Raw genomic sequence first — 22,078 nt, 5'->3', positions numbered from 1 at the left:
AATTAAAATTTACTAATATTTAAGATACTTTCTTTTGTGTTGCCTGATCTTCGACGTATTTCAAAAGTTCAGAAAATTGCGTAATCATTGCTTTAGGTTGTACTTGCTTAAGTTCCTCTGGTGTTCCGTAACCATAAGTCACAACGACCGCCTCAATACCATTGTGGCGAGCACCTAAAACATCATATTGACGGTCACCTACCATTAAGCATTCTTCTGAGTTTAATTGCTCACGTTCAAGAATATAATGAATAAGTTCAGCTTTATTGGTACGTTCCCCGGTTAACTCACTACCATAAATATTTACAAAATATTGGCTTAAATCAAAATGATCTAAGATACGTTTCGCATAAATAGTTGGTTTAGCGGTTGCGACGAATAAACGATACCCATCTTCTTTCAATGCATTAAGTGTTTGCGCAACTGATGGATATACTTCATTTTCAAATAAACCTGTAACTGAAAAACGCTCACGATAAGCAAGTAAAGCTTGTTCAGCCAAAGCATCATCTTGAGTGGCTAATAGTTTTGCTAATGAGGCTTTTAAAGGAGGCCCAATTGTCCAGTCAATATTTAAATCGGCAGCCAATGGAAAGCCCAACTTATCCATTGCATAACGAATTGAAGTATGAATACCAACTTTTGGGTCTGTTAGTGTTCCATCCAAATCAATCAAAATATGTTTTATAGCCATTCAATCATTAACCCAGTAAAGTATTTAATTCAATTAGTCGAGAGTTTAATCAAACTCTCTTATACTAACGTAAATTTAAATTGAAAAGGAAATAACCGTGCGTCCAACCGTACTTTGTTTCTCGGGTTTAGACCCTTCAGGTGGTGCAGGTTTACAAGCTGATATTGAAGCGATTGGACAAAGTGGTGCTCATGCAGCCATTACATGTACAGCCCTCACCATACAAAACTCACAACAAGTATTTGGCTTCGAAGCAACCTCAAAAGAACTATTATTAGCTCAAGCAAATGCAGTTGTAGATGATTTGCCCATTAAATGCGTTAAGTCAGGCATGCTTGGCACCACAGATAACATTGCTGCTCTCGCTGAATTTCTTCGCGCCCATCCAGAATATCAATATGTACTCGATCCTGTTTTGGTGGCAAACAGCGGGGGTTCTTTAGGTGATCAAGCAACTCTTGTCAAAGCTTTCGTTGAGCTTATTCCCCTAGCCACTATTATTACTCCAAATACAGTCGAATTACGTGCTCTCACGGGCATCGATGACTTAGAACAAGCAACGCAAAAGCTATTTGAAATGGGCGCAAAAGCTGTTTTAGTCAAAGGTGGACACGAAGATACACCAGATTATATTAAAAATAGTTTATATATTAATGGTGAACTTGCAGCGAGTAGTAGTTGCCCCCGCTTAGACGGTGAGTATCACGGTTCAGGTTGTTCTTTAGCCAGTTTTATTGCTGGTCGTTTGGCTTTAGGTGATTCTTTAAAAATTGCGGTACAGCATGCCGAAACATGGTTATTTGGTGTTTTAAAGAACGCCGAGACTCCGGTAGCAAATGGGCAAAAAATACCAAAAAGATTCTAAAAAGAAAAAAAGGCGCTAAAAGCGCCTTTTTTATTCCCCTCAATTATTGAGGAATACGTAAAACCTGTCCTGGGAAGATTTCATCTGGATCTTTAAGCATTGGTTTGTTTGCTTCAAAGATTTTTGGATACTGATTTGCATCACCGTAAAATTCTTTCGCAATTTTTGAAAGGTTATCACCAGATTTTACTGTGTAGAATTTACTTTCTGGTTCAGGAGTTTCAACGGTCATTTGATCATCTACTTGTGCAACATGATCAATATTCCCAACAATAAGAATAATTTTCTCTTTATCCGCTTGGCTTTTTACCTGTCCTTTAATGATTGCGGTATCAGTTGCACCATTATACGTTACAGATAAGCCCTCTACCCCTAGGCCTAAGCTTTTAATTAATCCTAATAATTTATTTGCGATTTCTTGTGCAGAAGGTTCTGCTGGTGTTGCCGGAGCTGGTTGTGGTTCTGCTGGTGCGGTATTTTTCTTACCAATACCTTTTACAAAATCAAAAAGACCCATCTTTTAGTCCTCATATTATTGTTTATAGTAAAGTCATTAAACTGACCCTTATTGTTATACTTCAAAAAAGATAAGCCTCTGCTATCAATTGAGGTTGATCTTGTAAAAATATGTATCTCTTTTATTTTACTCAAATAAAAAAAGCCACCTTACGGTGGCCTTCTTTTTATTCAGCAATATGCGAATTAACCAAGTTTTTTAGTTACATAGTCAATTGCAGATTGAACTGTAGTGATTTCGTTTGAATCTTCATCAGGGATAGTGATGTCGAAGTCGTTTTCGAAAGACATTACAAGTTCAACTAAATCTAAAGAGTCAGCACCTAAGTCATCCATAAAAGATGCTTCGTTTTTAATCTCTTCAGCTTTAAGACCAAGTTGTTCTGCAACTGCTTGCTTAACGCGTAGTTCGATATCGCTCACAGGAATTCTCCTCATTGCTCGTGGCGTTTGATTTGCCACTAGTTTAATTGAATATAAAAATTTTTAAAAGTTATACATTAGCCCTAGGCCATGTATAAACCACCATTTACATGTAATACCGTACCGGTAATGTAACCTGCTTTATCACTTGCAAGGAAACTCACCACATTTGCGATATCTTGTGGCTCACCTAAGCGATTTAAAGCCACTTGATCACTCATTTTTTTGCGAATTTCTTCACTAAGTGCATCTGTCATTTCTGTTGCAATGAAGCCTGGTGCCACACTGTTCACAGTGATTTGGCGGCTACCCATCTCTTTTGCAAGACTACGGCTAAACGCTTCAATACCTGCTTTTGCAGCAGAGTAGTTCGCCTGACCTGGGTTTGCAAAATGCGCAACAACAGAACTAATATTAATAATGCGGCCAAAGCGCGCTTTTGTCATACCTTTAAGCACACGTTTAGATAAACGATATACAGCTTTAAGGTGAATGTTGAGAATGTCATCCCAATCATCTTCTGACATACGTAGCAATAAATTGTCTTTCGTGATACCCGCATTATTAACCAAAATAAGCACAGGGCCATAGTTCTGTTCAATATGAGAAACGACTGCTTCAATCTCATCGAGATTACGCACATCGAGAGCTAAACCTGCACCTTGCTCACCAAAGCTTTCACTTAACTTTTGTGCACCAGATTCAGATGTCGCAGTACCTACAACAAAATAACCGTCTTGAATAAGTTGCTGGGCAATTGCAGCGCCAATGCCCCGACTCGCGCCCGTTACTAATGCAACTTTGCGTTCTTGTGTCATGCAATTTTTCCTTCTGCCACTAAAACAGCATTTAGGGCATCTTCCATTTTACTCTTGCTATCAATAGCAAAAGCTTTTTCTATATTTGGTAAACGCTTCGCGAGATTACTCAATACTGTACCAGGCCCACACTCAACAACGTAGTGAATACCTTGGTCTTGTAAAAACTGCATCGTGTCTGTCCATTGTACAGATTGGTACAATTGAGCAGTTAACGCCTGACGCAATTGAGCAACATCGGTAGCTATTCCCGCGTTGACATTTTGTATTACAGGAATGGTAGGCAGCTCAATGGCAGTTTGTTCCAAAGCTTCTGCAAATTTTTCAGCAGCAGGTTTCATCAATGAACAATGCGAAGGAACCGACACAGGTAAAGCAATTGCTTTAGCAGACTGCTCTTTTGCCAAAGCCATCACTTGTTGTACAGATGCTGTACTTCCAGCAATCACGACTTGGCCTTGTGAATTATAGTTTGCAGCTTCTACTGAACCTTGACCTTCTGCATTCACGATTTGGCAAAGTTCAACCACTTTTTCATCAGCCAAACCAAGGATTGCAGCCATAGCCCCTTCCCCTTGAGGAACAGCACTTTGCATGAGTTTCCCACGCAAATTCACTAGTTTCACTGCATCTGCCAAGCTCATAGATTCTGCAGCAACCAAAGCACTGTATTCACCTAGAGAATGTCCTGCAAGATACTTAGGTGCCAGACCGCCTAAATCAAGCCATACACGCCATAGAGCGATACTGGCAGTTAATAACACAGGTTGGGTATTTTCTGTTTGGTTGAGGCCTTCACCACTTTGCGCAATATGCCACAGATCGAATCCAAGCGCATCTGAAGCTTCAGCAAAGGTTTGCCCAACCCCACTAAACTGTTCTGCTAGTTCAGCAAGCATACCGACTTTTTGTGAACCTTGACCTGGAAACACAAACGCAGTTTTTGTGGCTAAAGCTACTTGTTCAAGACGTTTAGCAGACATAAGAAATCCTTTTTTGGGTTTTCACTCATTTCTGGAGCGGAAATTTAACATGTTATTTATATTTTTATAATTGCGAAAAACAACAAAAAAAGGGAGCTTTCGCTCCCATTTTTTCTATACTTAAGCATCACGCTTAATGCATATCATACAATTATTCAGCATCAGCTGCTTTAGCGAATAATTGACGACCACGGTAGAAACCGTCTTTAGTAACGTGGTGACGACGATGAGTCTCACCAGTTGCTTGGTCTACTGTTAATGCATTCTCGGTTAAAGCGTCATGTGAACGGCGCATGTCACGGCGAGAGCGACTTTTACGGTTTTGCTGAACGGCCATGATGGCTCCTTACAAAGATCGAAAAAATGGATCAGAACAAATTCAGTTGTCTTATCTCACAATTATATCACAAATTATGAGTTAAGTTTACCCTTCAAACCTGCCAAAACATCAAACGGATTATCCCGTTTTTCTTCAACAACATTTTGAATGGTAGGTTGATGTTTATTTTCACAAGCATCATGCTTGGGAGATAAAGGCACCAACAATAACAGTTCATCTTCTAGTAGTGCGAGCAAGTTAATCGAGGCTGGCGTATCATAATCACCTTTCGTCGTAAACTCACTTTCACCTAAAACGATGAAATCAGCATCCTCATCCAAGCGCTCTATCAGTGACTCATCATCCATTAATGCAATATGAAAGTCTAAGACAAGAGGCATTTCAACAGGTTCCAAACAACGTTGGCACTCCATTGGAACTTTCGTGTCCATATGACCATCCATCCACACAATGCGATGATATGCATCCATTGATAGCTTACAGTCTATGTTGATCAATTGGTTATCAATTGATCCAACAGCTTCACGAGCGATACGAGCAAAGCGAGACAGGGGCAGTTTACCTGACCATGTAAAGCCTTGTTCAGCCCATTTAAACGGCTCAATCTGTGCCGGAAAGGTATTTGCTGACATAATTAAGGCGGCAATTCTACAAATTCATCGGTACTCTGTCAAAGATTAAGATACAATTTTGCACTTCTTTAGACAGAACTCGGGGTAAATTAAGCAATGCACCTGTTGCAGCCGCAACCTGAAGTTAACTCTTCATTACTCGTTTGCACCCATTCAACTGACCAGACAACACTTGTACCTGACACGGTGCAACTCTCACCATGGTCAAGCTCAAAATCAGAGTCTGAGCAAGTCGATTGGCTTATTTTACACTTTAATCACTGGTTTTCCCACCATAATGTGACATTAGTTCGTGGAGATTTTGAACCAGAATATTTCCCGGCAACAAATCAGGGTCCAGCTAAAATCCAATTCGCCCATGGTTTTTTTAATAGCGCCCTTCACGAAATCAGTCATTGGTCGATTGCTGGTGAAAAACGCCGCCTATTACCTGATTTAGGATATTGGTATGCACCTGATGGTCGGACTCAAGAGCAACAAAGTTTATTTGAACAAGTAGAAATTAAACCGCAGGCAATTGAATGGTTGTTCTCTCAGTCGTTTGGTAGAAAGTTTAGAGTTTCGCTTGACAACCTGACAGGTGATGGCGGAGATGGCAAAATATTTAAAGATAATGTTTATGCTCAAGTACAACGTTACTTTTCAAGTGAGGCTAAGTTGCCACGTGATGCAGCAGCATTTATTGGTTTTATTTGCCAATGTACACGTTCGGGTACACCATTACAATTAAATGAATTCAAACGTGAACTCCTTGATTAATTGACAAAAAAACTACGTTCACTACTTGTCTAGTTCATTTAAAAAGCCTAATAATTATTTTTAACACTGGCGTGATGGAGTCTCCAAAATATGATGCATTTACATGTACATCCTGAAAATCCACAGCAACGCCTCATTAGCCAAGCGGTTGAACGCATTCGTGCCGGAGATGTTGTGGTTTACCCTACCGATGCTGCCTACGCAATTGGCTGTCAAATCGGTAATAAAAATGCTATGGAACGTATTGCGCAGATTCGCGGTTTAGGGCCGAAGCACCAATATGCCATTATGTGCTGTGATTTATCTGATATTGCAACTTATGCAAAAGTTGATAATGCAACTTATCGTTTATTGAAAGCAAATACCCCAGCCATTACGACTTTCATTTTACCTGCAACCAGTGAAGTTCCTCGTAGGTTAATGCACCCTAAAAAGAAAACCATCGGCTTACGTATTCCAAGTAACCCAATTTGTCAGGCTCTATTAAAAGAACTTGGTGAACCGCTACTCACCAGTACATTAATTTTACCAGGACAAGAAGATCCCCTAGACGATCCATACGATATTGAAAATCAATTAGATAAACGAATTGATGTATTTATTGATGGTGGTTTTGGTACTTTAACAAGCACAAGTATTGTTGATTTATCGGGTGAACATCCTGAAATTATTCGCCGTGGTATTGGCGATGTAAGTGCTTTTGAATAAGCACTTACATTTTTTACCAATAGTTTTAAAAAAAGTATTATCACTCAAAAAAATACTCTTTATTTATTTTGGATTTTTTTTACACTTTAGTCGTTAAGTAATTTATTAAAAGGCACAATTCATTTAGAATGATTTCCACTATCTGCTGTTCTTCTATTTACAGCTCTCTTTGACTTGAATAACAAGTCTCATGCTTTTGAAAATTCGCGTGGCTTATAATCGTAATGAATCAATCACTTCATCAATCCATGGAAGACGCTCCACACATCCGTGTTTTAGATGAGTGGCATGACAAAATTCCTGAAGATCTCTATATACCTCCTGCTGCATTTGAGATTTTGCTCGAACAGTTTGAAGGTCCACTAGATTTTTTAATTTATCTGATTCAAAAAAACGGTTTTGATTTAATTCAAGTCGATATTGCTCCCATAGCAACTCAATATTTAACCTATATGGATAGTATGAAGTCGTTAAATATTGAGCTAACCGCTGATTATATGGTGATGGCAGCTTTATTGGCTGACCTGAAATCTCGTCTACTTTTGCCAAAACCTACGATTATAAGTATTGAAAAAGATCCTAAACAGGAACTTATTGATCGACTTGAAACCTATCTACGCATTAAGCAAGCGGCTGAGCGTTTAGGTCAAATGCCAATTCTTGAGCGTGATACATTCAGTGCAAATGTAAGCTTAGGTCATATTGCTCCTGTTTATGAAGGCTATGATATTTCAGCATTACATGATGCGTTGTTCTGTGTATTTAATCGCCCAGAACCCGTTATTCATGTCGTGGCTCAAGAGCCTGTATTACTAGAAGAACGCATTGCATATATTGAAGAGAAATTAGAGTCTGGTGACGTGTTAAGTTTTAAAGAATTACTCAATCCTGTGCAAGGTCGCATGGGAATGGTTGTGACTTTTATGGCTGTTTTAGAGTTAACCCGACAACAGCGAGTTAAAATTATTGCATCTGGTATTGAAGCTCCCCTAGCAATTCAAGGATCTTCAATATGAGCTTTGAACAAAATAATAGTGATTTGTCATTAGCTGACATTCATCACGAAGTCTTATTACAACTTGAAGCAATTATTTTTGCCAGTGAAGCACCTGTTTCAATTGCCCGTTTAAAAGAAGCATTTAATAATCAGTATAATAAACAACAGCTTCGTCAACTTTTACAACAGCTCGCGCTATTACAACATGGTCGATCTATTGAGTTGATTGAAACAGCGCAAGGGTTTCGCTTTCAGGTAAGATCTAAATATCGTAGTATTATTGCGCAAATATGGCCAGAGCGACCAACAAAACTGTCGCCTTCATTACTAGAAACACTGGCTGTCATTGCTTATCATCAACCGGTTACCCGTGCTGATATTGAACAAATTCGTGGTGTGTCTAATAATAGTCAGATTCTTAGAACACTATTTGACTGGAACTGGATTAAAGAAGCCGGTTTTAGAGATTTACCCGGAAGACCTGCGTTGCTAATTACAACGCCTCAGTTTCTGAATGCTTTTGGTCTAGCTTCGCTAGGCCAATTGCCTCCCCTACAGAACGCCAAGGAAGCCTTTATGGCTCTCGATGCAAATGCACCGAAATCATAAAGAGGTGGACTGTTGATCATTATGTCTAAGGTTGTGCTGTCATGAGTGAAAAATTGCAAAAAGTATTAGCGCGGATCGGATTAGGTTCCCGCCGATATATGGAAGAGGTTATTGCCGCAGGACGCGTGAGTGTGAACGGCCGTGTTGCCCAAGTGGGTGAGCGCATTGAACCAGGCGATGAATTACGCATTGATGGCCGTAAAGTTCAGTTTCAAATTGAAGACGAAATTCGTCGTCGTGTATTGATTTACTATAAGCCAGAGGGCGAAATCTGTTCACGTAATGATCCTGAAAAACGCCCAACCGTATTTGATCATTTACCACAAATTGCAAATGACCGCTGGGTAATGGTAGGTCGTCTAGATATTAACAGTACTGGTTTATTGTTGTTTACAAATGATGGTGAGCTTGCTAACCGCTTAATGCACCCATCAAATGAAATTGAACGTGAATATGCTGTTCGAGTTATGGGTGAAGTAACGCCTAAAATACGCCAAAAAATGGTAACTGGTGTAGAGCTTGAAGATGGTCCAGCTAAATTTGAGTCTTTCTCGGAAATTGGTGGTGAAGGTATTAACCGCTGGTACCAAGTAGTGGTGAAAGAAGGTCGTAACCGTGAGGTTCGTCGTATTTTTGAATCACAAGAACTTAAAGTAAGCCGCTTATTGCGTACGCGCTACGGTACAGTTATTTTACCACGCGAATTACGTACAGGCCGCTGGATGGAACTCGATAAAACTGACATCGACAATCTAGCGAAATCAGTTGAATTAAAACCACGTCAAGGTACAGGTTTATTTGGTATGGCAAAACGTCGTACTGACCGTATGACTGAAAAACCAATGGCAGCTCGTCGTGGCGGTTTCTTGCGTCAACAACGTCGCGATGATGAAAAAGAAGCTCCTGTGAATACTGGTAACCAACGCAAATCGACTGGTTTTAACCGTGGTTCTAAGAAATTCTAAAATATTAAATAATGTATAAAAAAACCGCTCTTATAAGAGCGGTTTTTTTATAGCCTATTTTAAATTAATTCATTTTTGCCAACTCAATCCACTCAGCTTCAGGAAAATGAATTGCTAAATAGTCTTTCAAGTAATTTGACGTATCTTGAGAAATTAATGGATCTTTTGATTCATCTTTTAAGTTATATACTAAAGCGTGCAATTTCAGACCACGAGACTTAAGTGCTTCAAGACTAAGTAAAGTATGGTTAATGCTTCCTAAACGACCCGATGTTACTAAAATAACGGGGAACTGGTGCTGAGCAATATAATCAATGGTGAGTAAACTTGTAGTTAATGGCACCATTAATCCACCAGCACCTTCGAGTAAAACAATCTCAAAACGCTCAGCTAATTTTTGTGTTGCATTTTCAATTTTTTGAAAGTCAATTTCTCGGTTATCTAGGCGTGTTGCCAGATGAGGCGAAGCAGGATAACTAAAAATTTCCGGCATGGTGAGCTTTTCATGATCTTCTTGAAACCAACCCTGCCCCATAATTTCACGATGCTTTTCAATATCTTCAGAAATATCAGCATTACCCGTCTGAATGAGTTTTTGGGTAATCACTTTTTTACCCTGCTCAGTCCATAATTTTGCTAAAAAGCCTGTAGCGTAGGTCTTACCAATTTCGGTATCAATCCCACTCACAAAATAGATCTGACCACTCATTTACTTCATTCTCCGGGCAATACAATAGATCGGATGATATGTTAAGGAATATCCCTCAGTATGCTTAAACCGATCATAATCTTGATAAAACTGTTGTAAAGTTTGCTTAGTCCAACGATGCTGAGCAGTTGCAGTCACACCTGTTGCTTTTAAATGCTGCAATACAGCTTTAGGTGTATCGAAATAGAGCTGGGCTTCTGACTCAGACAAATGCAGAACTTCAAAACCCGCCAAAGTTAAGGCATTGTTCCAATTTTCAATAGACCAATAACTTAAACCTTGCCCTGTTAATTCTTTAATCTCGATTAAGTTTCTTGGCCCAAAAGTTGAAAAACATAACCAGCCTTTTTCATTTAAAGCAGTATGACAATGTTGAAGTACACGAGGTAAATCTTGCATCCACTGCAAAGCCGAACCAGAAACGATCATGTCGAGCTGCTGCGGAAAATCTAAAGCTTCAATATCACCAATCAACCATTTCAAATTTTCTTGATGGTTAAAGTGCTGTTGCACATCTGCATACAAGTCATTCAAAATTAACTCTTCAATCTGAAAAGATGCAGCAATAAGACGAGTTAAATTGCCAGAACCACAACCAATTTCAAAGATACGTGACATCGTTGTAGGGCAAAACTGCTGGAGTAAAACCGTTAAATTTTGGCAAATTTGTTTTTGAACAGTTGCATGCTCTGAATAGCTTTGCCCCGCTTTGGCAAAACGCTGGGCAACCAAGTTTTTATTCAGACTCACAGAAAACTCACCAATTCTTCAAGCTCATGTTGCTGTACCATTGACGTTAAAGAAATACGCAAACGCGAACTATTTTTAGGTACTGTTGGTGGACGCACAGGCATGGCATAAAAACCACTTTGCTGAACCTGCTTTGCCTTATCGATAGCAGCCTGACTTTCTCCCACAATGACTGGAATAATATGGCTGGTCGATGGACTTACATAACCCTTTTGCACAACAGCTTGTTGAAGATATTGGCTAATATTTTTTAAATGTTCACGCTGAGATTGAGCAGCTAATACTTTTTGAAAAATAAAGTCTGCCCAAGCCATCACAATCGGCGGTTGAGCCGTACTGAAAATAAGCGGACGCATTTTATTAATTAAATAGTCTTTAATAATTGGGTGACAAATAATGTATCCCCCCACTGCTGCTAGTGCTTTACCTAATGTCCCCACTAAAAAATCGATATCTTGAATGACATTGTATTGTTCAGCACACCCTAAACCTTGTTCGCCACGCACACCAATTGAATGTGCTTCATCAACATAGAGCATAGTTTTGGCAAAGCGTTTTTTTAGCTGCACTAAAGCGGCTAAATCAGTTTCATCACCATCCATACTAAAAATACTTTCAGTCACCACAATGATCCGCTCAATCTTGTCATCATCATGATATTTTTGCAAAAGTTGCTCTAGGTGCTGCAAATCATTATGGCGATAACGCACATACTGCGCACCCGATAAACGTATACCGTCGATCATGCTCGCATGAACCAGCTTATCAGCCAAAATTAAAGTTTTCCCATCAGCAACAGCTGGCAAAATACCAATATTCATATGGTAGCCACTATTAAATAATAGTGCTGCCCGACCACCGAATGCTTGGCTTAGGCTATTTTCTAATTTTTCATACTCTTCAAAATTACCCGTTAATAAACGTGATGACGAAGAACTAAAATAGCTACGTTCGACTGGAAAATTTTCTAAAAACTCTTCACGAAGTTTTACATCTGCAGCTAGGCCAAGATAATCGTTTGAAGCTAGGTTCAGCATCGTTTTATTTTGAATCGTAATAAAACGCTCATGCTGTACATTTTGAGTGAACTGTCTGAAATTGCCGTGTTGTTTTAGTTCATCTAATTGGATAGCAAAATGATCAAGCAACGACATTTCAATGCACTCCCTGCATGGTTTTAACAACCTCAACCAACTGCTCAAGCAAATAGCTTAATTCCTGACTGGTAATCACATAAGGTGGCATTACATACACCAATTTACCAAACGGACGAATCCAAATTCCACGATCAACAAACTGCTGCTGTAACGTTTTCATATCAACATTCACAGTGAGTTCAACTACCCCTATTGCCCCCAATACTCTCACATCAGCAACATAGTCAAGCTGATTGAGTGGTGTTAAGTATTGAGTAAGTTGTTGTTCAATTCGCTCAATATTGGCTTGCCAATCTTGCTCAATTAATAATTGCGTACTTTTTAAGGCAACAGCACAAGCAAGCGGGTTCGCCATAAAGGTTGGACCATGCATAAATACGCCAGCCTCACTGCGACTGATGGTCTCGGCAACATGCTTCGTCGTTAAGGTAGCGGACAATGTCATATAACCACCTGTTAGCCCTTTACCTATGCACATAATATCTGGCTCGACTTGTGCATGTTCCCACGCAAAGAGCTTACCAGTACGCCCAAAGCCAGTGGCAATTTCGTCAAAAATTAATAACAGATTATATTGTTCACAAAGTGCTTTGGCTTGACGTAGATATTCAGGATGATAAAAACGCATGCCGCCTGCACCCTGTACAATCGGCTCGATAATTAAGGCTGCAAGATGCTCATGATTTTGCTTAATCGCTTGTTCTAATTCTGCAATATCTTGTGGATTCCATTCTTCATGAAATTTGGTTTGCGGTGCTGCAACAAAAAGACGATTTGGTAAGCTTGTACCAAAAATTTGATGCATGCCTGTAACTGGATCACACACCGACATCGCATTCCATGTATCCCCATGGTAGCCAGAACGCGTTGTAATAAAATTTGTTTTTTGCGGTTTATCTTGAGCAGTCCAAAACTGCACTGCCATTTTCAAAGCAACTTCAACGGCAACAGAACCGGAATCTGCATAGAAAATTTTATCGAGACTTGGCGGGGTAATTTTTAAAAGAATTTTCCCAAGCTCAATAGCAGGATCATGAGTTAACCCGCCAAACATGATGTGAGACATGTTTTGTAATTGATCGGTCACTGCCTGATTGAGTTCAGGGTGGTTATAGCCGTGAATCGCACACCACCAAGATGACATACCATCAATTAAAGTCCTACCATCATCTAACTCAATAGTCGCGCCATAAGCACGTTTAACTTTAAATGTTGGTAAAGGTTGGGTCATTGAAGTATAAGGATGCCAAATATGTTCCAAATCAAAATTATCGGTCATCCTATTTACCCTTTTACAGCGTTCAAATCTTTCATTAAACACATGTTAAACCTGTTAAGAATGAAAGAAAATTGCGATATCAATCAAAGCTGATTAACTTTGCTGATGAATTGTTAAAAATTGGCAGATTTCTTCAATTGTTCGTTCTACTTGTAGATATGGAAAAGCATGAGTAGCTTCATTTAATACTTTGTATTTCATCTTTTCTGTCGCGATATGTGCAAAATTTTCTTCAATTTTGCAAGGAATGACACCATCTTGCTCTGCAAATAAATGAAGCTGTGGACCTGAGTAATTTTTTAAGTTATCTACCAAGTTTAGATGCTCTAACATTTCTAACCCTTGTAATAACAACTCATAAGAGGGTGGATTTGCTATATTTTGCATGTTTAGCCAATCTTTTTTAGCTTGTGCTGATCCTTGAGTAATTAAATAATAAAAGCGCTTTAAAATGGCTTGTTGGTTTTGCAAAAAAGAAGTTTTAAATTGACTGAACACATCAGCAGCCATTGCAGTCTGCCAAGTGCTATTGGCAACAAAACATGGATTAGAAGCAAGCGTAATTAAAGTTTTAGTTAGACCAGTGCTTTTATAAAAAGAATCAACTAAATAAGCTGCTAACTGTCCGCCTAAAGACCACCCAATTACAGTATCGACATCATTCAATAAATTAAGCTGTTTTTGGAAACTGCTAGTTAAAACATCAAATATATTAATAAGTTGTACATCAAAACCCTTCTGCTGCAAATGCAATTTTAATGATTCCAAAGGTTCAATTCCTACTCCCCACCCTGTAATCAATAAAATTTTATTTTGTAACTTCATATTCTTACCCAAAGCTTATTTGATGAAAATTATATATTAATATTTCAAAAAATATCTTTTAAAATCAGCCATAAAATTTAAAAATATTGATTTTAGATCACACATTAAAACCCATTAATATTCTGAAATATATTGATAAATAAAACGCGCATTATTAATAGGAAACATACAAAAATTTAATTATCTAAACATTGAAGCCCATCAAAAAACAACATACTCCACACTTCGCCTATAAATCCATTATGCAATGTAATTAATGTTAATACTTATGTTTTTTTATTAAAAGAAATGACTCATCAATTCATTTTAATGTTAGAAGATTAATTATTGATCAAGAAAATATTGGGAAGGCTAATATGAACAGTCAAAGTACAATATCTAATGGGAGAGAGGAAAACACATATTTTGTTACATCCAATGATATTATAAATACTTTACCCTTAGATAAAAATTACTGCTTATTTTTAGATATTGATGGAACATTAGCACCTTTTCAAATTAATCCTGAGCAAAGTTTTATTCCAAAAACCACATTAGAAATTATAAAAGATATTATTGAATTAAATATTCCCGTTATTGCTGTAACAGGTCGTGATATAGATACAGCAGGCAAGCTGCTACACCCTATTGAAGTTCCTATCGCAGGCTTGCATGGTTTAGATATTTATTTTGGTTCAGATAATTATATTCGACCAGATTTAAGCAGTATTAATTTTAAAAAATTAAAACAAGATATTATAAAATCTTGTGAGAAATATCCTGAACTATTAATTGAAGATAAAGGATATTCTATTGCTTTACATTATCGCAAAAATCCTAACTTAGAAAATCATGCATTTAATATAATGCAACAGATTAAATCCTTTTACCCCCAATTAAAAATAAATAAGGGAAAATTTGTTGTTGAATTAATCCCTCACCATGCTGATAAAGGTAAAGCAATTCAAACTATATTAAATCATCTTAATTTAACCTCAGTGCTACCTATTTTTATAGGAGATGATTTAACAGATGAATCTGGTTTTATTTGTATTAATCAGCAATCCGGCCTCACTATTAAAGTAGGCTCTGGTGAAACACATGCCAAATATAGATTAAAAGATATCGATGACGTCGCTAATTTCCTTTTTTTATTTCAAAACAGAATAAAAAACTTATATGTCAAAAATAGCCGAAATCAGAATGGAGAAAAAATATGTCTAAATTAATCGTATTATCGAACCGAATAAGTATGCCATCTGGTAAGGCTTCAGCAGGTGGCCTTGCTGTAGCTGTACAAGATGCATTGAATGATAGCAATGGTATTTGGTTAGGCTGGAATGGTCAGCAAATTACCGATAGCGAAGCGCCAGAATTTGAGCAGGCCTATTCTCAGGGAATTGACTACATCACCTGCCCTCTCACCCATCAACAATACGCGCAATATTACTGTGGTTTTGCAAATAAGGTTCTGTGGCCAGCGATGCATGACCGAGAGGATCTTATTGAATATGATTCGCAAGAATATAATACCTATCAAAAGGTCAATCGATTATTCGCTGAAAAGTTAAAACAGCTGGCTCAGCCTGAAGATATAATCTGGATACATGATTATCATTTTTTTAGTGTAGCCCGTTACTGCCGTGAATTAGGCATGCAAAATAAAATTGGTTTCTTTCTACATATCCCTTTTGCTAGCCTGAACATCTGGCTCAAAATTCCCGTGGCCCGAGAGTTAATTCAAGACTTGAGCCAGTATGATGTAATTGGTTTACAAACCCAGATTGATCAAAATGCATGTATGCAAACATGTTTAAGTTTACTTGAAGCTCAAAAAATTCACCGCGACAGTATTAGCTACAAAAAACGTCAAATACTAATTAAATCGTACCCGATTGGCGTTCAGCCGGAGCTTATTCAAAAACAAGCACAACAAGATTTGCCAAGCCCTTGTGTGTTTAATTTTGAAGAAATACCTCGTCAAAAAACAATCATTGGGGTTGACCGAATTGATTATTCAAAAGGTTTACTTGAGCGTTTTAATGCATTTGCAACCTTCTTAGAAACTAATCCTGAATATCATGGCTTAGTCCGACATCTGCAAGTTGCAACACCGTCACGTACTGATATTGCAGTTTATCAACGTTTATACGAACGTTTTAAGACCAAGTTGGAATTGATCAATGAAGAGTTTGCACATGAAGACTGGAGACCTGTAGATTGTTGCTATGATCCAGTTCAACACCATAATCTCATGCATATTTATCGTCACTCCGATATTTGCTGGATTAGTTCACTACGCGATGGTATGAACCTAGTCGCTAAAGAATATATTGCAGCTCAAGATCCAGAGAATCCTGGCGTACTAATTTTATCTAAATATGCGGGTGCTGCTGAGCAGATGTCTCAAGCCTTGATTGTTGATCCGCAAGATAGAGCGGCAATGATGGATGCTTTAAAAATGGCTTTAGAAATGTCTAAAGCTGAGCGTATTAATCGTTATCAACAATTGATAGAGGGTTTATCAGCATCTGATCTTACTCATTGGAGAAACGATTTCTTAGATGATTTAGAAAAAACACCAACTTTACTGATGAAACCTCAGCGCTTATTACAAGACAATTATCAATCTATCTATCAGGTTTTATAAATCTAAATAAAAGAACATCGAGAAATTAAATTCTCGATGTTCTTTAGATTATTTCTATTATTTATAAATTAATTCGCCTTTGCGAGCGTAAAGCGGTTAAGTAAAGCAATAATAAATAGCAATACTGCTACACCTATTAAAACTGTACTTAAACCAGTCCATTCACCAATTAAACCAATTAAAGCTGGCCCACTTAAGGAACCGGTATAGGCAATCGTTGATACTAAAGAAAGTGCTGCTGCTTTAGGCATATCGTTTTGTCGCCCTACGCGAGAAAACATCACTGGCACAATATTGGAACAGCCTAATCCTAAAAGTGCATAGCCTAATACAACCACTTGCCATACGGGTGCAGTCACAATAACAACCATACCAATGGCTGCACCAATGGCACTATAAGTTACAACATTTTTTTCACCCCATTGCTTTAGCAAGATATGGCCCGTAAAACGTCCAGTCGTCATGCTCAGAGCAAAAAAAGTATAAGCAAGACCAGCAAAGGCTGGGTTAAGTTCATACTTACTTGTTAAATAAATACCACCCCAATCCATTGCTGCACCTTCTGATAAAAAGGCAATAAAACACATCATACCAATAAGCAGAATAATGCCGTTAGGCCGATAGAGTTTTTTAGGCGTATCGGCTTCTTGATGTGGCTTTTCATCCTGTTCAAAAGACGTTAAACAAGGAGGAATAGCAACTGCACCAATAACGAGCAAAATCATTACAACAGACAAAGTACTCATTAATGGAGAAAGACCTACTGCCAATAATGCAGTCACCAGCATAGCCCCAGTTAAGCCGCCAAGGCTGCACATTCCATGGAAGCTAGACATCAGAGCTCGCAGGCTATGTTTTTCAACAACCACTGCCTGTAAATTTATAGCTACCCCAAGACAGCCTGCTGCCGACCCAAACACAAATAATGCTACAGCCATCATCACAATGCTGTTCCACATCGTTAGGCTAGGTAATAACACCATTAACAGCATCAATGCCAACGCAATTAATGGCCGACATCCCCAACGCTTGACTAAAGCGCCAGTCGCAGGCATTGCAATCATTGAGCCAATACCCATACACAAGAGCAGCAAACCAAAATCGGCATGATTGAGGTTTAAACGCTGCTGGGCAAAAGGAATCAGTGGTGCCCAAGCTGCGGTCGCAAAACCTAAGCTAAAAAAGCTTAGTCGCGTTGCAAGACGCTGCGTGCTTAAGAGAGTAGCTGTATCTAAAACAGCAGGTTTGGTAAATAACATATTTCGCGAACTCACCATAAAATCATTGGCGATCCATACCAACCGATTTTCCATAGAAAAACCCTTGCCTCATGAAGTTTCTAGGCAAGGGTTTTGTTGGCGAAATTATATACAATTTCATAAAAAAAACAGGGGGTGTGATACAATTTTTCTGACTTTTTTGTAACTACCAAAGCCTTATATACTAAGGCTTTGAATATATTAAATTTGAGAAAAATACTTTTTTATTTCTATTTTATTAAAGCTAAAAATCAGGCGATAAAAAACCCAGCATCAGCTGGGTTTTTTATTAAATTTGAGATTGAATATAGTTTTGTAAGCCAATCAACTCAATTAAACGTAATTGCTTTTCTAACCAGTAGGTATGGTCTTCTTCAGTATCAGATAATTGTTGACGTAACATATCACGGCTAATGTAATCGCCTTTCTCTTCACAGATTTTGATACCTGTCGCTAATTTTTCACGAACATGATATTCAAGTGCTAAATCTGCTTTTAAACAAGAAACAACGTCTGTACCGACATTAATATCTTCACGGTGCATGTTTGGTTTAGCACCTAAAAACAATACACGGCGAATGATCGCATCAGCATGAGAAGCTTCTTCTTGCATCTCATGATCAATACGTTCATAAATTTTATTTAAACCCCAATCTTCATACATACGAGAATGGATTAAATATTGATCACGGGCAGCCAATTCTCCGCCAATGAGCATATTTAAATAGTCTATGACTTCTGGATTGCCACGCATAATAAATCTCCTATCGTATGAGAACTATTATGGGCAATCTTAAAAATGATTGCAAAGTAAAAAATAGTTAAGTTTATGATTTTTATCAAATTAAAATGAGAAACATACGCATTTGCAGTTTAAGTTAATTAAATTTTCTCTGCAAAAAGAAACGCTTGTCCGATTTATACATCCAGACAAGCGTTAAAATATGACATAAACCATCAATTTATTATTTTGTAACTAAAATCAATGGTTCTTATTTCGGTAGGTTTATTCGCTTAAGGTCTGCCCATAGCTCGCCATAAGAGATAAGAAATCAGTCTCATTCATAACGACAATACCAAGTTTTGCTGCTTTTTCTAATTTTGAACCTGCTTTTTCACCAGCAACAACACATTTGGTTTTACTTGACACACTACCGCTCACGCGCGCGCCTAATGCTTGTAGCATCTGGGTCGCTTGATCACGGGTCATTTGCTCTAATGTGCCTGTTAAAACCCAACTCTCGCCATTTAATGGCTGGCGTGTTGGTGCAGTCGGCGCATCCCAATGAATTCCTGCTGCAATTAAGCGATCAAGCACTTCAATGTTATGAGGCGCCAAGAAAAAGTCAGCAATCCATTCTGCGGTAATATCGCCGACATCTGGTGTTTTCTTTAAAGCTTCAACATCAGCAGTTTTTAGGGCTTCTAAAGTTTGGAATGTATTCGCTAGCATTCTGGCAGTAGTTTCACCTACCCCACGAATTCCTAAAGCATAAATAAAACGAGCAAGAGTTGTCTTTTTACTGGCTTCGATGGCATCAATCAGATTTTGTACTGACTTTTCTCCCATTTTTTCAATGCCAAGTAAAGTTTCTCGGTGCTCATGTAAATGATAGATATCGGCAACATCTTTAAGCAAATCGAGATGTAATAAAGACTCTACCCAACGATCGCCCAAACCTTCAATATCGAGAGCCTTACGTGACACGAAATGACGAATGGCTTCAATTCGCTGAGCAGCACAATAAAGACCACCAGAACAACGCGCTAAGGCTTCCCCTTCAGGCATCACAACAGGTGAAGCACAAACAGGACAGCTTTCAGGTAAATGTACAATTTCAGCTTCAGCCGAACGGAATTCTGGCCAGACTTTTTCGACTTTAGGAATAACATCGCCGGTACGGTAAACACTAACCGTATCGCCAACACGTACATCAAGACGATGGATTTCACCAATGTTGTGTAAAGTTACATTGGAAACCGTAACCCCCCCCACAAATACAGGGTTTAAGCGTGCTACAGGGGTTAAAGTACCTGTACGACCTACTTGCCAATCAATCTGATCAACTGTAGTTAATGCAGCTTGTGCAGGGAATTTATAGGCCGTTGCCCAACGTGGCTCACGACTTAAAAAACCAAGTTGTTGCTGTTGTTTTAAGTCATCAACCTTTACGACCATTCCATCAATTTCAACTTGTAGATCTGGTCGTTCTTGCTGAATTTGCTCATAGCGTTGTTGTACTTCTTGAATTGAATTACATAGATATTGACGTTCAGCAATTTCAAATCCAAGTTTCGTTAGCCACTGTAGGCTATCATGCATCGTGGTTAAGCCATGATTTGGTTCGCACTGAGCAATACCATACGCATAAAACGCTAACGGTCTGCCAGCAGCAATATTCGGATCGAGCTGTCTTAAACTACCAGCTGCTGCATTACGAGGATTTGCGAATGTTTTATCGCCTTTTGCTTCCTGATCGGCATTGAGTTTTTCAAAGCCAGACTTTGGCATGAGCACTTCACCGCGTACTTCAAGCAGTCGTGGAATTTCAAAATGATCCGAATGCAACACTTTAGGCAAGTTGCGAATCGTTTTAACGTTCTGGGTAATGTCTTCTCCGGTTTCTCCGTCACCACGTGTAACCCCACGTATTAACACACCGTTTTCATACCAAAGCGAAATCGCAAGACCATCGAGTTTTAGTTCTACTTCATATTGTACTTTTTGATTGGGCAAACGCTCTTCGACACGGCGTGCAAATGCAAACAAGTCTTCCTGATTAAAAACATTCCCCAAAGAAAGCATAGGAACCACATGGGTCACACTTTGAAATTTAGAGAGTGCTTGTCCACCTACTTTTGTAGTTGGAGAATCTGATTGAATCCGTTCTGGATATTGCTCTTCTAAAGCTTTTAACTGGTGAAATAAATGATCATATTCACTGTCCGAGATTGTCGGCTGATCCATCACATAATATGCATGGTTATGCTTTGCAATCAGTTGAATAAGCTGACGCATCTGTTCGATCACGGAAGTTGTTGCCATTATGTTATTCACCATAAAAAAGGGTGGAAATTTCTCCACCCTGAACTGCGACTAGATATGTTGCAATTATCGCAACGAACGTAAAAAATTAAAACTAGGCAGTCGCCTGTGCCGGACGATAATCAATCACATGATGACGCCAGTGCTCTTTTAACTGTGGTGTAAATTCAAGATTATTCTCATCATAAACTTTGCCATCAATTTCACGAGCAATTAAACCTGCAATACTCGCCATCATGTCAAAACCAGTTACAGCTTTACTATTTGGAAGTGCAAGGAAAAATGCCAAACCTTGGACTTGTTCAGTAGATAAGGTTTCAAGATCAAACCCAGCTGGTCCATTGTCAGTCATACGCAGTACTGAAAACATAAGTACGCTCGGCTCATCAGTATTTTCATAGCGATGGAAACATGACATTTCGCCATAACGTAACCCATATTTCAGCAGTACTTTAAGTGCTTTATCGCCAGACAACGCGCGACGAGGGTTTGGATAGACATTTAATGCAATAATCTGTTCAGCCATCGCTAATGCACTTTCATCATCATAGCGCTGCTGTTCATGCAAGTGCACATCCAGAATATTACTCTCACCTTCAAATTCAGCAATTTCGGCAGTTTCAATATTTGGATTCAAACTCAACTCAGGCTCAGCCTTTTCGCCTTCTGGTTCCAAGCTTTCTCCTGATTTAACAGAAACCGTATCAACCAACTCAACTGAACTATCTGCATTAATGGTAGAGTTTTTTACAGTTTCTTCAGATTTAATTTCATCTGGAGAAGTTTCAACAACTGGTTGAATTTGTTCGGCCGAAATTGATTTAGTAGGTTCTACAGCCAAAGTTTCTGTTTGTTTTGTTTCACTGACTTGTGACGCCGCATTTAAAGTCGGTTCTACTCGCTCTGCGCTAGTCGTCGATATTCCCTCGGCTTCAGCTTGCTCAAGCTGATCTCTCACATGCCTAGGTATAACCGGCTGATTACTATCAGGATTAATATGCAAATCACTGTCTAATGAGGGTTCGGCATGGTTTGACTTTTTTAAAATCATTTTTAAGCCAATTAGCATAATAATAATGGCGACAACGATGCCAATAATCGTATTGATTTCCATT

At 38.6% G+C, this 22,078-nt stretch carries 24 protein-coding genes; 8 read left to right on the top strand and 16 right to left on the bottom strand.

Translation table 11 applies throughout. The features are described from left to right. Positions 1-19: 19 nt before the first annotated feature. Complete coding sequence (locus RMB03_RS14190) at positions 20-694, bottom strand: HAD-IA family hydrolase (RefSeq protein WP_311076679.1); 675 nt, start codon at positions 692-694, stop codon at positions 20-22. A 97-nt stretch (positions 695-791) separates the two neighbouring features. Between RMB03_RS14190 and RMB03_RS14185 the strand changes: the two genes are divergently transcribed. Further along, the gene (locus RMB03_RS14185; RefSeq protein ID WP_311076678.1) at positions 792-1,559 is read left to right on the top strand and encodes a hydroxymethylpyrimidine/phosphomethylpyrimidine kinase; all 768 of its coding nucleotides are present in this window, start codon (positions 792-794) and stop codon (positions 1,557-1,559) included. Between the two features lie 43 nt (positions 1,560-1,602). On the opposite strand, the gene lysM is transcribed toward RMB03_RS14185, so the two are convergent. The 6 genes from lysM to RMB03_RS14155 all read right to left on the bottom strand — a co-directional run bounded on the left by lysM (position 1,603) and on the right by RMB03_RS14155 (position 5,271). Beyond that, positions 1,603-2,076 carry a peptidoglycan-binding protein LysM gene (lysM, locus tag RMB03_RS14180; protein ID WP_311076677.1) on the bottom strand — a complete coding sequence of 158 codons (474 nt, stop codon included), beginning with the start codon at positions 2,074-2,076 and terminating at the stop codon, positions 1,603-1,605. Between the two features lie 185 nt (positions 2,077-2,261). After that, a complete protein-coding gene (acpP, locus tag RMB03_RS14175) occupies positions 2,262-2,498 on the bottom strand; it encodes an acyl carrier protein (RefSeq protein WP_004641570.1) in 237 nt (78 codons plus the stop codon). An 83-nt stretch (positions 2,499-2,581) separates the two neighbouring features. Then, on the bottom strand, positions 2,582-3,316 hold the full coding sequence (gene fabG, locus RMB03_RS14170) for a 3-oxoacyl-ACP reductase FabG (protein ID WP_311076676.1): 735 nt from the start codon (positions 3,314-3,316) through the stop codon (positions 2,582-2,584). Beyond that, positions 3,313-4,299 (bottom strand): ACP S-malonyltransferase, encoded by a 987-nt coding sequence (gene fabD / locus RMB03_RS14165; protein ID WP_005042715.1) that lies wholly within the window; start codon positions 4,297-4,299, stop codon positions 3,313-3,315. The genes fabG and fabD overlap by 4 nt, the downstream gene beginning before the upstream one ends. Positions 4,300-4,450: 151 nt before the next feature. Beyond that, positions 4,451-4,636 (bottom strand): 50S ribosomal protein L32, encoded by a 186-nt coding sequence (rpmF, locus tag RMB03_RS14160; RefSeq protein ID WP_000290730.1) that lies wholly within the window; start codon positions 4,634-4,636, stop codon positions 4,451-4,453. Positions 4,637-4,710: 74 nt separating this feature from the next. Next, on the bottom strand, positions 4,711-5,271 hold the full coding sequence (locus RMB03_RS14155; RefSeq protein WP_003653352.1) for a DUF177 domain-containing protein: 561 nt from the start codon (positions 5,269-5,271) through the stop codon (positions 4,711-4,713). A 96-nt stretch (positions 5,272-5,367) separates the two neighbouring features. Here RMB03_RS14155 and RMB03_RS14150 point away from each other — a divergent pair, with 96 nt between their 5' ends. The 5 genes from RMB03_RS14150 to rluB all read left to right on the top strand — a co-directional run bounded on the left by RMB03_RS14150 (position 5,368) and on the right by rluB (position 9,309). Then, positions 5,368-6,030: an elongation factor P hydroxylase gene (locus tag RMB03_RS14150; RefSeq protein WP_311076675.1), complete on the top strand. Its 663-nt coding sequence runs from the start codon at positions 5,368-5,370 to the stop codon at positions 6,028-6,030. A 90-nt stretch (positions 6,031-6,120) separates the two neighbouring features. Next, on the top strand, positions 6,121-6,738 hold the full coding sequence (locus RMB03_RS14145) for an L-threonylcarbamoyladenylate synthase (protein ID WP_003653356.1): 618 nt from the start codon (positions 6,121-6,123) through the stop codon (positions 6,736-6,738). 224 nt (positions 6,739-6,962) lie between these two features. Next, on the top strand, positions 6,963-7,754 hold the full coding sequence (locus RMB03_RS14140; protein WP_311076674.1) for a segregation/condensation protein A: 792 nt from the start codon (positions 6,963-6,965) through the stop codon (positions 7,752-7,754). After that, the gene (gene scpB, locus RMB03_RS14135) at positions 7,751-8,344 is read left to right on the top strand and encodes an SMC-Scp complex subunit ScpB (RefSeq protein ID WP_004641560.1); all 594 of its coding nucleotides are present in this window, start codon (positions 7,751-7,753) and stop codon (positions 8,342-8,344) included. The genes RMB03_RS14140 and scpB overlap by 4 nt, the downstream gene beginning before the upstream one ends. A 41-nt stretch (positions 8,345-8,385) precedes the next feature. Then, entirely contained in the window at positions 8,386-9,309 is a 924-nt protein-coding gene (gene rluB, locus RMB03_RS14130) for a 23S rRNA pseudouridine(2605) synthase RluB (RefSeq protein ID WP_003653361.1), read from the top strand. Between the two features lie 64 nt (positions 9,310-9,373). Here the strand turns inward: rluB and bioD are convergent, their stop codons facing one another. From bioD to RMB03_RS14105, 5 genes are all read right to left on the bottom strand, one after another. Further along, positions 9,374-10,018: a dethiobiotin synthase gene (gene bioD, locus RMB03_RS14125; RefSeq protein WP_311076673.1), complete on the bottom strand. Its 645-nt coding sequence runs from the start codon at positions 10,016-10,018 to the stop codon at positions 9,374-9,376. After that, positions 10,019-10,768 carry a malonyl-ACP O-methyltransferase BioC gene (gene bioC, locus RMB03_RS14120; RefSeq protein WP_311076672.1) on the bottom strand — a complete coding sequence of 250 codons (750 nt, stop codon included), beginning with the start codon at positions 10,766-10,768 and terminating at the stop codon, positions 10,019-10,021. Next, entirely contained in the window at positions 10,765-11,922 is a 1,158-nt protein-coding gene (locus RMB03_RS14115; RefSeq protein ID WP_311076671.1) for an 8-amino-7-oxononanoate synthase, read from the bottom strand. The genes bioC and RMB03_RS14115 overlap by 4 nt, the downstream gene beginning before the upstream one ends. 1 nt (position 11,923) lies before the next feature. Beyond that, positions 11,924-13,204, bottom strand: coding sequence for an adenosylmethionine--8-amino-7-oxononanoate transaminase (gene bioA, locus RMB03_RS14110; protein ID WP_311076670.1), 1,281 nt, complete (start codon positions 13,202-13,204; stop codon positions 11,924-11,926). 93 nt (positions 13,205-13,297) lie between these two features. Beyond that, on the bottom strand, positions 13,298-14,029 hold the full coding sequence (locus RMB03_RS14105; RefSeq protein ID WP_311076669.1) for a hydrolase: 732 nt from the start codon (positions 14,027-14,029) through the stop codon (positions 13,298-13,300). Positions 14,030-14,385: 356 nt separating this feature from the next. Here RMB03_RS14105 and otsB point away from each other — a divergent pair, with 356 nt between their 5' ends. Continuing rightward, positions 14,386-15,237, top strand: a complete 852-nt coding sequence (gene otsB, locus RMB03_RS14100; RefSeq protein WP_311076668.1) for a trehalose-phosphatase — start codon at positions 14,386-14,388, stop codon at positions 15,235-15,237. Further along, positions 15,225-16,658 (top strand): trehalose-6-phosphate synthase, encoded by a 1,434-nt coding sequence (locus RMB03_RS14095; RefSeq protein ID WP_198497053.1) that lies wholly within the window; start codon positions 15,225-15,227, stop codon positions 16,656-16,658. Before otsB ends, RMB03_RS14095 begins: the two co-directional genes overlap by 13 nt. Positions 16,659-16,726: 68 nt before the next feature. Here RMB03_RS14095 and RMB03_RS14090 read toward each other — a convergent pair whose 3' ends face one another. The 4 genes from RMB03_RS14090 to RMB03_RS14075 form a co-directional block, all read right to left on the bottom strand. Next, the gene (locus RMB03_RS14090; RefSeq protein WP_311076682.1) at positions 16,727-17,917 is read right to left on the bottom strand and encodes an MFS transporter; all 1,191 of its coding nucleotides are present in this window, start codon (positions 17,915-17,917) and stop codon (positions 16,727-16,729) included. Positions 17,918-18,206: 289 nt separating this feature from the next. Then, on the bottom strand, positions 18,207-18,671 hold the full coding sequence (gene bfr / locus RMB03_RS14085) for a bacterioferritin (protein ID WP_311076667.1): 465 nt from the start codon (positions 18,669-18,671) through the stop codon (positions 18,207-18,209). Positions 18,672-18,923: 252 nt separating this feature from the next. Then, positions 18,924-20,963, bottom strand: a complete 2,040-nt coding sequence (gene ligA / locus RMB03_RS14080; protein WP_311076666.1) for an NAD-dependent DNA ligase LigA — start codon at positions 20,961-20,963, stop codon at positions 18,924-18,926. Between the two features lie 94 nt (positions 20,964-21,057). Beyond that, a complete protein-coding gene (locus RMB03_RS14075) occupies positions 21,058-22,077 on the bottom strand; it encodes a cell division protein ZipA C-terminal FtsZ-binding domain-containing protein (protein WP_311076665.1) in 1,020 nt (339 codons plus the stop codon). Position 22,078: the final 1 nt, after the last annotated feature.

The organism is Acinetobacter sp. V91_7, assembly GCF_031799075.1.
Taxonomy (GTDB): domain Bacteria; phylum Pseudomonadota; class Gammaproteobacteria; order Pseudomonadales; family Moraxellaceae; genus Acinetobacter; species Acinetobacter calcoaceticus.
This window is presented reverse-complemented; position numbering and strand designations above follow the sequence as displayed.